A 14,547-nucleotide genomic window follows, 5' to 3' on the forward strand; every position below is an offset into this window, starting at 1 on the left:
AAATAGCGTATAGCGATTTTTTCAGGGAGAGGGGTAATATTTTCAACTTAAACCGATTATTCACCCTCTCTCTGCAAGAAATAACCTTTCGTTATTTCTTGCTGTCTCTCCCCCATCAAGGGGGAGAGTTCTGATTACTGCATCCAGCTTAACGGCACTAAAATTAAATCCGGTACGAATACGAAGAGCAGTAATAAACCAATCATCATAAATAGATACGGCATAATGCCTTTTGCCGCTTGGTCAAACGGCAGTTTTGACACGCCGGTAATCACGTTTAATACGTTACCGACCGGTGGGGTAATTAAGCCGATTGAGGTGTTAAGAATGAATAACACACCGAAGTAAACCGGGTCGATACCCGCTTCTTCAATTAACGGCATTAACACCGGAGTTAAGATTAAAACGGTTGGAGTTAAGTCCATCACCATACCGATAACGAACACGGCTAACATTACAACTAATAATAACGTTGTCGGGCTTTCGATTAACGGCTCAAGTAATTCGGTTAGCATGGTCGGTAATTCCGCCACGGTAATTAACCAACCGGTTACATTTGCCGCTGCGACTAAAAACATCACTACTGCGGTGGTTTTTGCCGCCGCTAAAATCACTTTGTAGAGGTCTTTGAATTTCAATTCACGATAAACGAACAATGAAACCACTAACGCATAGAATGTCGCTACCGCACCGGCTTCGGTCGGGGTGAACATACCCGAACGGAAACCGCCGATAATGATCACCGGCAACATTAACGCCCAAATACTGTTTTTAAACGAAATACAAAGTTCTTGTTTGGTCGCTTTTGAGAAGGTCATTAAATCAAGGCGTTTCGCTTGCCACCACCAGAGTGCGGCTAAACAGAGACCCATCATAATGCCGGGGAAAATCCCCGCTAAGAATAATTTGGTAATGGATACGCCACTTGCTACCCCAAATACGATAAACGGAATGCTTGGCGGAATAATCGGTGCGATAATACCCGCAGTACCGATTAAACCGGCTGAACGGTCAATTGGGTAGCCGGTCGTTTTCATCATTGGTAATAACATTGCTGCCACCGCTGCAGTGTCCGCAACCGCCGAACCGGAAAGGCTCGCCATAATCATTGCCGCAAGAATCGCTACAAAACCTAAACCGCCACGTTTATGACCGACTAATTTCATCGGTAAGTCGATAATACGTTTAGAAAGTCCACCCTCATTCATAATTTCACCGGCGAGAATAAAGAATGGAATCGCCATGAGCGAGAAGCTATCCGCACCGCTAACAAGTTGTTGAGCAAGAATTTGCGCATCAAATAAATCTAAGTGAAGCATTAACGCCACACCGCAAATCAGTAATGCAAAGGCAACCGGCACACCTAAAATAATTGCACCCAGCAATACAGAAAGGAAAATTACGACAGTCATTGCACTTCTCCTTTAACTAAAGCGGTCAAATTTGTTGCTATTCTTGCAATAATCAAAATACCGATTAACACACCTGCAATTACGCTAGCAAGGAAGGTAATCCCTTGTGGTAAGCCTGAAATCGGGGCAAGGTTGTTTAGGTTGAGTTGAAATTGAATCCAGCTGCCGTCCACAATGAGATAACAGCAGAATAACATCGCTGCATCAGTAAACAGTTTTAAAACGTTACGACCGATTGGCGAGAGTTTCTCGGTGAGTACGGTGACGCTAACGTGTTGATTCTCGCTAAATGCCAATACCGCACCTAAAAAGGCGAGCCAAACGAACATATAGCGAGAAACTTCTTCGGTCACATTGATACTGCTGTTAAAGCCGTAACGCAGTACTACATTGAGGAAAACCAAAATTGACATTGCCGATAAAATAATCACGGCAAAGGCTTCAATCGCTTTTCCAACAAATTGAGCGATGGGTTTCATCTTTTGCTCCTTGATTTGATCCTAGGGCTTACGCCCTAGGTTACGCATAATTGAGCTGCTCTGCAGCTCGGCTAGATTTCTGTCATTGCAATCTTAACGACCACTTTTCTAATCGTTTCAGTGCCGTTAAAAATCGCAGTTCTATGGCAATCTTCCGGGAAAAATACAGCAAAATTACCGGCTTCGCAGGTAAAAATTTGCTCGTTTTCGACCACTTGATAATACTGAATATCGCGTTCCGGCAAATAAGCGGTGTGAATCGGATTGTTACCGCTATCCACCGCAAACGCCATTTTCTCTTTACCTTTATGCAGATATTGCACATCTAAGTAATTGCGGTGAACTTCGGGTTGGAATGCTGAAATGTCTTTGCTTTCCAAATCCAATACTTGGACGTAAATATCTCTGCCTTTTAGCTCGTAAACACCCGCCTCCATCGCATTAAAATCGGTGTTTTTTAAATAACGCAATGCGTATTGGATTGCTTCCGGATATTGCTTTGGGTTGTAGTTTGAAATGTGTCCGAAAAACATCGTTTGTTCCTCGTAAAATTTTTAAAGAATTTGACCGCTTGTATTAGTTCCTCTCTCCCGCAAGGGGAGAGAGTTATGTCATTTACAATGATTTCAATTTCGCCCATACGGTTTCATCCACCGGAATACCGTTTGCAATGTTATCGGCAAGAATGGTAGTAAACTCGTGTCCCGGTAAGCGTACCGGTACATTCGGATCTGCCGGTTCGGCGGTTTTTACATAATCCATAATGCGGTTAAGTTTTTCGTCTTTGGTTTTACCATCAATGAGACGATCGACTTCAATCGCAATAAACACTTGTGAAACGCAGTATTCGTCATCTTTATCTTCGGTTACCGCCGCGGTTGATTCGCCGTTAGAAAGCAAGGTCGCAATCATATCCAACACGATTGATAAGCCCGAGCCTTTCCAGAAGCCCATCGGCATTAAGCGGCGGTTTTTCTCAACGGTTGCCGGATCACGGGTTGGGTTGCCGTCATCATCGAAACCGGCATCGACAAAGGTTTGGTGACCTTGTAAGCGGTGAACTTCTAACATTCCGTAGGAATACATTGAGCAAGACATATCCACCATTGTGATTGGCGTGGTCGGTACGGCAACAATTAACGGGTTAGTACCGACACGGCATTCTTTTGCCCCCCAAGGCGGCATTACCGCTAACGCATTGGTCCAGCAGATACCGATATAGCCTTTTTCCGCCGCTTGCCAGCCGTAAGAACCGCCTCGCATCCAGTGGTTGGCATTACGTAACGCCACTACACCGATACCGTTTTGCGAAGCGAGTTCCATCGCTCTGTCCATCATTTTTTTCGCTGTGAGGTTACCGATGGCTTGATGAGCGTCCCATTGCTCGATTGCACCCAATGAAAGCACTTTAGTCGGAACCGCTTCCGGTACGATATCGCCGTTTTCCAATTGTTGAATAAAACGTGGGAAACGGTTTACCCCGTGTGAATATGCACCCGCTTGGGTAGTATCGGCGAATACCGTTGCACATTCTTCCGCAATTTCTTCACGTACGTTACGTGCTAATAAAACACGTTTAAATTCAGCTTTTAAATCTTGATAAGAAACTCTCATTGGACACCTCTAATTTATGTCGTTTCAAATAGTAAAATGATATTTCATAAGTTACGCTTAGTTAGAAATGAAGTCAATTACACTAATAAAATAAAAGTTTTTATAATCAATAAGTTACAAATAATTTTGTCAATTTGTGACGGAGATCTCACTTTTCAAGGCTGATTTTTTAGGCTAAATTAACCGTGAAGCAAACGTTTTCGAAATAAAAATAAAGCAGAGGAAAGAATGAAAAAAGTATATGTAACGCACGGTTATACGGCGAACCCTAGCCGAAATTGGTTTCCGTGGCTGAAAAACGAATTGGAAAAATTAGGATGGGAATGTGAATGTTTAGCGATGCCGAATTCCGATCAACCGAATCCGCAAGCGTGGCTTGAACATCACCGAAATACACTTCAGTTAGATGAAAATACCTTACTCATCGGACATAGCTTGGGCTGCATTGCGTTACTGAATTATCTTGCGGTGACGCAACAAAAAGTAAAAACGGCAATTTTTGTTTCCGGCTTTTATGAGAAATTACCGAATTTGCCGGAATTGGATGACTTTGCAGATTGCTATGCAAATCAGACCGCTTGTTTACCGCAAAAGGCTTATGTTATTGCCGCCTTAAATGATACGGTTGTACCCCATTCGTTCAGTGATCGATTAGCGCAACACTTACAAGCGGATTATATTCGCTTGGCGCAGGGCGGGCATTTTATTGATCGGGAGGGTGTAACGAAATTGCCGGAGTTATTGGAATTAATTAAACAAATATCAAACTCATAAAAAAAGAGCGGTCGATAACAACTTCTCGACCGCTCTTTTACTTCATTTTTAGCATCACGCTAACCGTAAGTTACAGTAATAGCATTGATCCCCATTTGATAATATCAAAAAAGAATTTATTTTGATTAGTCGCCACACCATCCGGATTTTTAGCTTCGGACTTCGTTTCTTCAACCATTCCGCTCTTATACTGCCCTTTTACGACCGCCAAATCGTTCTTCGCTTTTTCTCGTAACACAAGACATTGCTTATCCGCTAACGGCTCGAATTCCTGATTATCTCTGAATTTCTTAAACAAGTATTGCGCATATCCCATAGATTTTTCATCGTCTTGGATAATTTTCACATATTGCTCACCGATAATGTCTTCCAACGGATAGAAAAATACGTATTGCGAATGAATATATGAATCTTCCTTACTAAACGCTTGCTGCTGAATACGCGTCAAATTCGGATAAATACACTGCTCCGCCTGATGGCTCGCCACCACCCAACGCTGCGCATCTTTATCCGATAACACATAATCCGCATTCGCAAACTCCCCTGGGAAAGCCTCTTGCTGTGGAGCAGAAGAACAGGCGGTGATTAATGCGATAAAACTCAATAAAGTGATTTTTTTGAACATGATATGTTTTTACTCTTTATAGAAAATAGACATAGCCTAACTGGTATTGTATCACTAGATTAAGCAATATTTAATGGAGAATAAATTCTTTATCACAATTACTTAGCAATGGAAACCTGCTTATTCGTTCTAGGAAGTAACTAGAATATAGAAATGGATAAAAACAGGCTAACTTTTTAGAATTATATCAATATTGCTACACCGCATATCCTTATCACTGTATGTCGGTACGTTCATAATGCATTTTAATTATTCTAAATTCTATTAATAAAACAAGCGGTCGCATTTTTCCTAAATTTTGCAAGTTTTAAGAAAAATTTGACCGCTTTTATTTTGACTTTCGGTGATATAAAGAATCTTTAGGCTATAAGAGATTTTTCTATATCTAATAAACCTACTAATCAACCGTGAAAACCTTTAATTGCTTAGTCTATAGGGTTTTCAGTCTCATTTTAAAACTAAGTTCTCCTACATCTAAGTAATTAGATGCACTTGCGATGAAAAAATGGATACAGTTTGTATTCTAACTCTAAATTTCTAGCTTTAAATGTATATTTTAGAGCGAATCCTTTACTATTCTTTCTTAATAATTGATTTTATACATTAGTTTACTCTTTTTTGATAATGTATTACATATAAATTACAGTAAATGAATTTTATGTTGATTTTATTCATTACAATTCATAAATTTATAAACTGGAAATGGTTGAATATTGTGCAAAAATTAAAAAAGCTCATAAAAAAACCAGGTATTTTTTTGCGTGACTATTTAAATAAAAAATACCCAATAAAGAACATTGAACAGCCTTATTCAGAATTAGAAGAACATATTCTTATAGAAGCTGATGAGAAATTAAATCATATCAGTGCTAGAAATTCTGTAATTCCTTTTGATATTGATGTTGTTTTTACGTGGGTTGATGGTAGTGATCTTAATTGGATAGAAAAGTTTAACAAGTTTTCTCCTGAACATAAAGAACGATCAGCGCTATATGCTACAGATTCAGCACGGTTTGAGAATCATAATGAGTTATTTTATTCAGTACATAGTGTATTGAAAAATATGCCGTGGATAAGACACATTTTTATTGTAACAGACAACCAGATACCTACATGGCTAAACGAAAATGACAATCATAAAATAAGTATAATTAATCACACAGATATTATTGATAAGAAATATTTGCCAACCTTTAACTCACACGTTATCGAAGCATTTTTATACAAAATACCTGATTTAAGTGAAAATTTTATTTATTTCAATGACGATGTATTCGTAGCTAGACCATTACAACCGGAGCATTTTTTCCAAAATAATGGTATTGCATCTATTTTTTTGGCAGATAAAAGCCTATTAAAAATGAAAGATAAAGGTATTATTACCCCTACACTATCAGCATCGGAAAAAAGTATTTCGTTATTAAATAGAAATTATGAAGTAAAAATAGATACGCCATTAGTACATACTTATATTCCATTGAAAAAGAGTGTATATGAATTAGCTTGGTGTCGCTATAAATATGAAATTGAGGAGTTCTTACCAAATAAACTTAGAAATAATAATGACATTAATTTTGCTAATTTTCTGATACCGTGGTTAATGCTCTTAGAAGGAAAGGCTATCCCCCAAAGAGAGGTATGCTACTACTTTAATATTCGTTCTCCACATGCAATAACGCAATATCGTAAGTTATTACAACAAAAGAAAAACGGAACTTCGCCTCATTCGTTCTGTGCGAATGATTTTAACAGTAAAAAAAGTATTGATAATTACCAAGATCTATTACTTAAAACATTAAAAGTTTATTATCAAATTTAATAACTATGGAGCAACTGTACAATGAATAAAAACTATACATTTAGTATAATTATGCCTATCTATAACGTTGAAAAATGGCTTGCAGAAGCAATAGATAGCTTAATCAACCAAAAAGGAATTTCTTTTTCTGAAGATGTTCAACTTATTTTAGTTAACGATTGCTCACCTGATAACAGTGAAACTATTTGTTTAGATTACCAAGCTAAATTTAAAAATATTATTTATGTAAAAAATGAAAAGAATATGGGATTATCTAATACACGTAATAATGGTTTAAAATATGCGGCAGGTAAATATATTAATTTCTTCGATCCTGATGATACATTATCTCCCTCCACTTTATCAGAAATTAAAAATTTTTTTACAAAATCAGAACAAAACAATATTAAATTAGCTCATGTATCAATTCCATTAGTTTTCTTTGAAGCTGCTTCAGGTTTGCACCCTAAATATTTCAATTTTGGTAAAAAGAATAAAGTAATTAATTTAGCTGATGAGGGATATAATTTTATATTATCATCTGCAAGTTCTTTTTATCCAAGAAACCTAATTATCAATCGAAAGTTTGATGCTACATTATTTGGAGAAGAGGATACTTTATTTAACTTCAAACTTTATGAGAAATGCCAAAATATTGGTTATGTAGTAGAAAATTCCGTTCGATATAACTATAGAAAACGTTTTGAGGGAGGATCTCAAGTAGACCAAAGTAGAATTAAACCTCAAGCGTTCCTTACTCCAATTCAACTTATTGAGAAAGTTAATATAGATAGAAAATCAGATCTATTCTATGAATTATGTATATATGAGCTACGCTCTCGACTAAAAACGATTAAACCTGATTTATTTGAAGATAAATCTGAATATGAATATATCATATCAAAATATAGAGAAATTATATCTAAAATCCCTCTTGATTTTATTCTTCACAAAACAAAATATTTAAATGAATTAGATAATAAATTATGCTTTATTACCCGAATCTTTAATGAAAAGATTGAATTTAATCAAGATGGATATATACGTGTAAATAACAACCCTATCTTCAAAGTAAATAAGTTACCGTTAGATATTAAAAACATAACGATAGAAAAAGATGTATTAATTATAGATGCTCTATTTAATGATTATAAGATGTCAGAGCTAGAAATAGTAATGATTAATAAAGAAAAAAAAGTCATTAAACCTATCACAAGTTATTATACGGATAGCTGTTATATAAGTAAAGTTGGGGATATAAAATCAACAAATGAAATTCTTTATTCTAGATTCGAGATTCCATTATCTGTAAAAAATGAATATAGATTCTACTTTAGATATAAGAAAAATGGATATATTTATATCTGTGATAGATTAAGAACCTATTCTGAAAGCCCATTCTTAGGAAATGGTGTTTTTAATAGTGATAAATTTAAATTATATTCTGAAAATTTAGGAATGAGTGTTTCTTTCCATAATAAAATCTTTAAAGTATTGCCTTTTAGTTATTGGAGTAAATTAAAAGACCGATTAACAACATTTAACCTTATAAGAAAAAAACATAAGAAAAATAAATGGCTTAGATTCTGTAAATTAAACAGACCAAAATACTGGCTATTCAATGATAGACCTATTAATGCAAATGATAATGCAGAGTATTTCTTTGAATATATAAATAAAACAAATAAAAAATTAGCCAAAAGATGTTATTTTGTATTAGATAAAAACTCTCCTGACATAGCTAGAATGAAAGAAATAGGGAATGTAGTTATTCAAAATAGCTTTAAACATAAATTCTTATATCTAAATGCGAAATATATATTTACATCTCATTTAGCAACAAGTTTCTTTAAACCAATATCATTCAAATTCTTGAAGTATTATAATGATTTAATAGAATCAAAAATCATTTGGTTACAACATGGAATTACGATGAATGATATTGAAACTGGAGCAAATAAATTTAACAAGAGTGTAAGCAAAGTTGTAACCTGTGCAAATTTTGAAGCAGATATTTTCCAACAAAGGAAATTCTTCTATCCCTCACAAGATATTTATCAAACAGGATTTACAAGATATGATAAATTGAAAAAAGGTACTAATAAGACTATTTTAGTAATGCCTACATGGAGGGCTTATTTAAGTGGTAATATTCTTGCTAACGGATTACATGCTAAGAAAGATGGCTTTGAGAATTCTAAATATTTCTTAAATTATTCAGCCTTACTGAAAAATGAGGCTTTAATTTCTGCTTTAAGAGAAAGTGGATATGAATTATTATTTGTTATCCACCCTGGTCTTAGACAATATAATGAATCATTTGAAGCATTTGAAAATGATGTAATAAAAGTAATGAAGAAAAATTCTTTCTCTTATAATAAGCTATTTAACAATAGCTCTTTATTGATAACCGATTACTCTAGCGTGTTTTTTGACTTTGCTTATTCTCAAAAACCATGTTTATTTTTCCAATTTGACCAAGATGATTTTTACGGAAAACATTATAAAAAGGGTGTTTTTGATTTCGATACGATGGCTCCAGGAAAAGTAGTAAAAACAGATAAAGAATTAGTAAAAGAAATTTTATCCTTAATTAAAAACAATATGACTCCATCTTCTCATTATCTAAATATAATCCGAAACACATATAAACATTTAGATGATAGAAATTGTGAACGATTATTAATAGAAGTAGTAAAAAATCTATAAGGTTAAATATGAAACGAAATATTAGACTAAAAGAATTTGCTAGAAACATAGAGAAAGTACATACTCCAACTAAAGAGTATATGGATAAATCCCCCTTATTAGAAAGGGGGAAATCCTATTTCCAAAGAACTAATGAAAATGGCTTTATACGAACACACTTACCGTTTGAGAGTGATATAAATGTCATTCTGATTGGCGATTCTTTTATAGAGAATATATTCACTGATGAATCAAAACGTATTTCATCCATTATTGAAGAAATGTTTCTTAATGAAAAAAAGAAAATTAAAATTCACAATGCTGGTGTATCTGGTTCAACTGGCTTAGGTATACTTAATGTTATTCTAAATAAAATTTTATTCTTAAAACCAGATTTAATAATTTATTGTCAACCATCTTGTGACTTTTCAGCTCTTTTATATGAAAATGGGTATAGTAATAGAAGTAAATTCTTTTCTAATCTAACTCCACAAGAAGATAATGAAAAATTTAAATTTGATACTATTGAGAATAATTTATATCAAATATCCAATATTACATCTATAATTGCTAAAACATGTCAAACATTTAATATTCATCTATGTATGGCAACTTGTTGTTCTAATTCATCAAAAAGACAATTAAAAATGATGAATGACATAATTAGAGATAACTCAGAAAAACTTGGATATGACGTGATCGATCTCGATATGCTTGTTATGCGAGGGGATAAATATTTCTATGATAAGCAACATTTGAATCAAGATGGAGCTAAATATATTGCAAGAATATTTTTTGAGCATTTAAAATTAAGATTTGACTATATTGATCAAAGTGATTTTTCTTTTGTTGAATCTAATATTCCAATTAATGATAATCAATCAATTCTAAACATTCCAAATAAAGAGATTTATTTATCTTCTCTCATTTTATCTATTAAAAACAATGATCAAGATGAGAAAATATCTGTTTATTTGATTAATAAACTAAAAAATAAAATTAAGATAAAAGAAGTAAATATACCAATAGCAAATGAATTAGAAATATCTATTCCTTTAGATAATTTTTATGGCGAGTATCAGTTAGTTATCCATAGCATAACTAATAATCTAATCATAAAAAATTGTAGACTAATATCAATATCCAAATAATATACTGCTATTTACTTTTTAAAAGAGAAGCAAAATGCAATTCAAAAAACATAATTCAATCATAGGGCTAACTTTAGCTGCTTTGTTAATCTCAGCCTGCTCAAGTCTCCCAACTTCAGGCCCTAGCCATAGTGCGATCTTAGAGGCTAATTCACAAAGTTCGGATAAACCCTTACCGGAAGTAAATGTGGTGGAACTGGATAACGGTTTAGTTCAACAGCTGTATCAAACTCAGCAAAGCCAACAATTTTCCGGATTTTTAGGCACATCAGGCGGCGCGGGCTATGCCGGTGCAGTCAATGTGGGTGATGTACTTGAAATTTCAATTTGGGAAGCGCCGCCGGCAGTATTATTTGGCGGTACATTTAGTTCCGAAGGACAAGGTAGCGGGCATTTAACGCAATTACCGGCACAAATGGTTAATCAAAACGGGACGGTAACCGTGCCGTTTGTGGGAAATATTCGTGTCGCAGGTAAAACACCTGAAACGATTCAGTCTCAAATTGTTGGGGCATTGCAGCGTAAAGCGAATCAGCCGCAAGCATTAGTCAAAATTGCGAATAATAACTCTGCTGATGTTACGGTTATTCGTCAAGGTAATAGTATTCGTATGCCATTAACCGCTAATAATGAACGCGTATTAGATGCGGTTGCGGCAGTAGGCGGTACAACTGAAAATATTGAAGACGTCACCGTAAAATTAACTCGTGGCTCGCAAGTCAAAACATTAGCGTTTGAAACCCTAATTTCCGATCCGGCGCAAAATATTATGTTACGTGCCGGCGATGTCGTTTCGCTGCTAAACACTCCTTATAGCTTTACCGGTTTAGGTGCGGTGGGTAACAACCAGCAAATGAAATTCTCAAGTAAAGGAATTACGCTTGCCGAAGCTATCGGTAAGATGGGCGGTTTAATTGATACTCGTTCGGATCCGAGAGGGGTTTTCGTATTCCGTCACGTGCCTTTTGCACAATTGAGTTTAGAACAACAAGCACAATGGCAAGCTAAAGGCTACGCTATAGGAATGGATGTACCAACGGTTTATCGTGTGAACTTACTTGAGCCGCAATCCATGTTTTTATTACAGCGTTTCCCAATGCAAGATAAAGATATTGTGTATGTTTCAAATGCGCCGTTGTCTGAGTTCCAAAAATTCTTGAGAATGATTTTCTCAATTACTTCGCCGGTTACCAGTACGACCAATGCCGTTCGTGCCTATTAATATATTGAATGTATAAGGACAAAAGATGGAAACACCTATTGCTACCAGTCCAGCAGAAAAATTACAGAAACCGGTTAAACAGAAAAAAAGTTGGTTAAAAAAGCTTAATCCGTTATTTTGGGTAACTGTAGCGATTCCGACGGTATTATCAGCCTTTTATTTCGGTTCTGTTGCTTCCGATATTTATATTTCGGAATCAAGTTTTGTCGTTAGATCGCCTAAAAATCAGACCGCTCTGACAGGCGTAGGCGCCTTATTGCAAGGTTCAGGTTTTTCTCGTTCGCAAGACGATACTTATACCGTACAGGAATATATGCGTTCTCGTACCGCTCTTGAGCAACTAATGCAAGAATTACCTGTTCGCGAATATTATGAGAATCAGGGCGATATTATCGCTCGCTTTAATGGATTCGGATTAAATAACAGTAAAGAAGCGTTTTATAAATATTTCCGAGATCGCTTAAGTGTGGATTTTGACTCTGTTTCCGGTATCGCCAGCTTACGTATTCGAGCATTTAACGCGGAAGAGGGACAACAAATTAATCAAAAACTCCTTGCCGAAGGTGAAACGCTTATTAACCGTTTAAACGAACGTGCAAGAAAAGATACCATTTCATTTGCGGAACAAGCGGTTACAGAAGCGGAAAATAATGTAAACGAAACGGCAAATGCTTTAAGTAAATACCGTATCAAAAATAAAATTTTTGATTTGCCGGCACAATCGGGCGTACAACTTTCATTAATTTCAAGCTTAAAAAGCGAGTTGATTCGTGTGGAAACCCAATTAGCGCAATTACAATCGATTACGCCGGATAACCCGCAAGTTGATGCGTTATTAATGCGCCAAAAAAGCTTACGTAAAGAAATTGACGAGCAATCTAAACAGCTTTCCGGTAACAGTAATAGCTCGATTGCTACTCAAACTGCCGATTATCAACGTTTAGTATTAGCAAACGAATTAGCGCAACAGCAATTGACCGCAGCCTTAACTTCTTTGCAAAATACAAAAAACGAAGCGGATCGTCAGCAGCTTTATTTAGAAGTAATCAGTCAGCCAAGCAAACCGGACTGGGCGGAAGAACCTTATCGCTTATATAATATTTTAGCGACATTCTTTATCGGACTGATGCTGTACGGCGTATTAAGCTTATTAATCGCAAGTGTAAGAGAGCATAAAAACTAATGCAATACGGTGATCAAACAACCTTCCGCCAGTCACTTGCCATTCAAGGAAGAGTAATCGGCGCTTTACTTATGCGAGAAATTATTACTCGCTACGGACGGAAGAACTTAGGCTTTTTGTGGCTGTTTGTTGAGCCGCTATTACTCACTTTATTTATTGTACTGATGTGGAAGTTTATCCGAGCGGATCGCGTTTCCGATTTAAATATTATTGCTTTTGTGATTACCGGTTATCCTATGGCAATGATGTGGCGTAATGCTTCAAATAGAACTATCGGAGCAATTTCCGGTAATTTGAGTCTTCTTTATCATCGTAACGTACGTGTATTGGATACTTTACTCGCTCGAGTCCTACTGGAAGTAGCAGGCGCAACAATTGCCCAAATCATTATTATGGCATTATTAATATTATTGGGTTGGATTGATATGCCGAAAGATACGTTCTATATGATAATAGCATGGGTATTAATGGCATTCTTTGCTTTAGGGCTCGGCTTGATCATTTGCTCCATTGCACAAAAATTTGAAGCATTTGGCAAAATCTGGGGAACATTAAGCTTTGTTCTTTTACCTCTTTCAGGCGCATTTTTCTTTGTGCATGCGCTACCAAGACAAGCTCAACAATATGCAACCTTAATACCGATGATTCACGGCACGGAAATGTTTCGTCACGGTTATTTTGGCGACAGTGTTATCACATATGAAAGTATAAGCTATCTTGTAATATGTGATGTAGCCATGTTACTTTTTGGGCTCATTATGGTAAAAAACTTCAGTAAAGGAATCGAACCGCAATGATTAGCGTAAAAAATGTGAGTAAAGATTACTATACTCGAAGCGGTAAAAAAACCGTATTGCAAGATATTAATTTTGAGCTGAAAAAAGGCGAGAAAATCGGTATTCTGGGGCGTAACGGTGCAGGTAAGTCAACCTTAATTCGCTTAATGAGCGGTGTTGAGCCGCCGACAACCGGTACGATCGAACGTCACATGTCGATATCTTGGCCGCTCGCTTTCAGCGGGGCGTTTCAAGGCAGTTTAACCGGTATGGATAATTTACGCTTTATTTGCCGTATCTATAATGCGGATATTGACTATGTTAAAGCATTTACCGAAGAGTTTTCCGAATTAGGCGATTATTTATATGAGCCGGTTAAGAAATACTCCTCCGGTATGAAAGCACGTCTTGCTTTTGCTTTATCGCTTTCTGTTGAGTTTGATTGTTACCTAATTGACGAAGTAATTGCGGTAGGTGACTCTCGCTTTGCGGCAAAATGTAAGCACGAATTATTCGAGAAACGCAAAGATCGTTCGATTATTTTGGTTTCGCATAGCCCGTCTGCAATGAAGGAATATTGTGATAATGCGATGGTATTAGATAAAGGCATTATGCATAAATTCGAAAATATGGACGATGCTTATAAGTTCTATAATGCCACCCAGTAAGAAAGACAAGCGGTTAAAAATGTAAAACTTTCTGCAAATTTGACCGCTTGTAGCTCTAAACTCTCTATGATGGCGCTCGTCTTTGACGAGTGCCTTTATTTTTATCCTATATCAAATCCAGCCCCCATCAGGAGGAGACTGGTGCTATCTTCCGTGT

13 protein-coding genes are annotated in these 14,547 nt (G+C 36.0%); 8 read left to right on the forward strand and 5 right to left on the reverse strand.

What is annotated here, in order from left to right:
- Positions 1–134: 134 nt before the first annotated feature.
- The 4 genes from DY200_RS08165 to yiaK all read right to left on the reverse strand — a co-directional run bounded on the left by DY200_RS08165 (position 135) and on the right by yiaK (position 3,505).
- A complete protein-coding gene (locus DY200_RS08165; RefSeq protein WP_115587633.1) occupies positions 135–1,412 on the reverse strand; it encodes a TRAP transporter large permease subunit in 1,278 nt (425 codons plus the stop codon).
- A complete protein-coding gene (locus tag DY200_RS08170; RefSeq protein WP_115587634.1) occupies positions 1,409–1,891 on the reverse strand; it encodes a TRAP transporter small permease in 483 nt (160 codons plus the stop codon). The genes DY200_RS08165 and DY200_RS08170 overlap by 4 nt, the downstream gene beginning before the upstream one ends.
- A 71-nt stretch (positions 1,892–1,962) precedes the next feature.
- The gene (locus tag DY200_RS08175; RefSeq protein ID WP_115587635.1) at positions 1,963–2,424 is read right to left on the reverse strand and encodes a NanQ anomerase/TabA/YiaL family protein; all 462 of its coding nucleotides are present in this window, start codon (positions 2,422–2,424) and stop codon (positions 1,963–1,965) included.
- Positions 2,425–2,506: 82 nt separating this feature from the next.
- A complete protein-coding gene (yiaK, locus tag DY200_RS08180) occupies positions 2,507–3,505 on the reverse strand; it encodes a 3-dehydro-L-gulonate 2-dehydrogenase (RefSeq protein ID WP_115587636.1) in 999 nt (332 codons plus the stop codon).
- 228 nt (positions 3,506–3,733) lie between these two features.
- Between yiaK and DY200_RS08185 the strand changes: the two genes are divergently transcribed.
- On the forward strand, positions 3,734–4,279 hold the full coding sequence (locus DY200_RS08185; protein WP_115587637.1) for an RBBP9/YdeN family alpha/beta hydrolase: 546 nt from the start codon (positions 3,734–3,736) through the stop codon (positions 4,277–4,279).
- A gap of 70 nt (positions 4,280–4,349) precedes the next feature.
- Here DY200_RS08185 and DY200_RS08190 read toward each other — a convergent pair whose 3' ends face one another.
- The gene (locus tag DY200_RS08190) at positions 4,350–4,904 is read right to left on the reverse strand and encodes a DUF5358 domain-containing protein (RefSeq protein WP_115587638.1); all 555 of its coding nucleotides are present in this window, start codon (positions 4,902–4,904) and stop codon (positions 4,350–4,352) included.
- A 658-nt stretch (positions 4,905–5,562) separates the two neighbouring features.
- On the opposite strand from DY200_RS08190, the gene DY200_RS08195 reads away from it, so the two are divergent.
- From DY200_RS08195 to DY200_RS08225, 7 genes are read left to right on the forward strand one after another with little or no spacing between them, the layout of a single operon-like run.
- A complete protein-coding gene (locus DY200_RS08195) occupies positions 5,563–6,723 on the forward strand; it encodes a stealth family protein (RefSeq protein ID WP_244924192.1) in 1,161 nt (386 codons plus the stop codon).
- Between the two features lie 21 nt (positions 6,724–6,744).
- The gene (locus DY200_RS08200) at positions 6,745–9,411 is read left to right on the forward strand and encodes a bifunctional glycosyltransferase/CDP-glycerol:glycerophosphate glycerophosphotransferase (RefSeq protein ID WP_115587639.1); all 2,667 of its coding nucleotides are present in this window, start codon (positions 6,745–6,747) and stop codon (positions 9,409–9,411) included.
- Positions 9,412–9,419: 8 nt separating this feature from the next.
- Entirely contained in the window at positions 9,420–10,541 is a 1,122-nt protein-coding gene (locus tag DY200_RS08205; RefSeq protein ID WP_115587640.1) for an SGNH/GDSL hydrolase family protein, read from the forward strand.
- A 34-nt stretch (positions 10,542–10,575) separates the two neighbouring features.
- Positions 10,576–11,763, forward strand: coding sequence for a polysaccharide biosynthesis/export family protein (locus tag DY200_RS08210; protein ID WP_115587641.1), 1,188 nt, complete (start codon positions 10,576–10,578; stop codon positions 11,761–11,763).
- A gap of 25 nt (positions 11,764–11,788) precedes the next feature.
- Positions 11,789–12,946 (forward strand): capsule biosynthesis protein, encoded by a 1,158-nt coding sequence (locus tag DY200_RS08215; protein ID WP_115587642.1) that lies wholly within the window; start codon positions 11,789–11,791, stop codon positions 12,944–12,946.
- On the forward strand, positions 12,946–13,743 hold the full coding sequence (locus DY200_RS08220) for an ABC transporter permease (RefSeq protein ID WP_115587643.1): 798 nt from the start codon (positions 12,946–12,948) through the stop codon (positions 13,741–13,743). The genes DY200_RS08215 and DY200_RS08220 overlap by 1 nt, the downstream gene beginning before the upstream one ends.
- Entirely contained in the window at positions 13,740–14,390 is a 651-nt protein-coding gene (locus DY200_RS08225; RefSeq protein WP_115587644.1) for an ABC transporter ATP-binding protein, read from the forward strand. Before DY200_RS08220 ends, DY200_RS08225 begins: the two co-directional genes overlap by 4 nt.
- The last annotated feature ends 157 nt before the right edge of the window (positions 14,391–14,547 follow it).

The sequence above is a fragment of the Actinobacillus lignieresii genome (assembly GCF_900444945.1).
Lineage (GTDB): Bacteria > Pseudomonadota > Gammaproteobacteria > Enterobacterales > Pasteurellaceae > Actinobacillus > Actinobacillus lignieresii.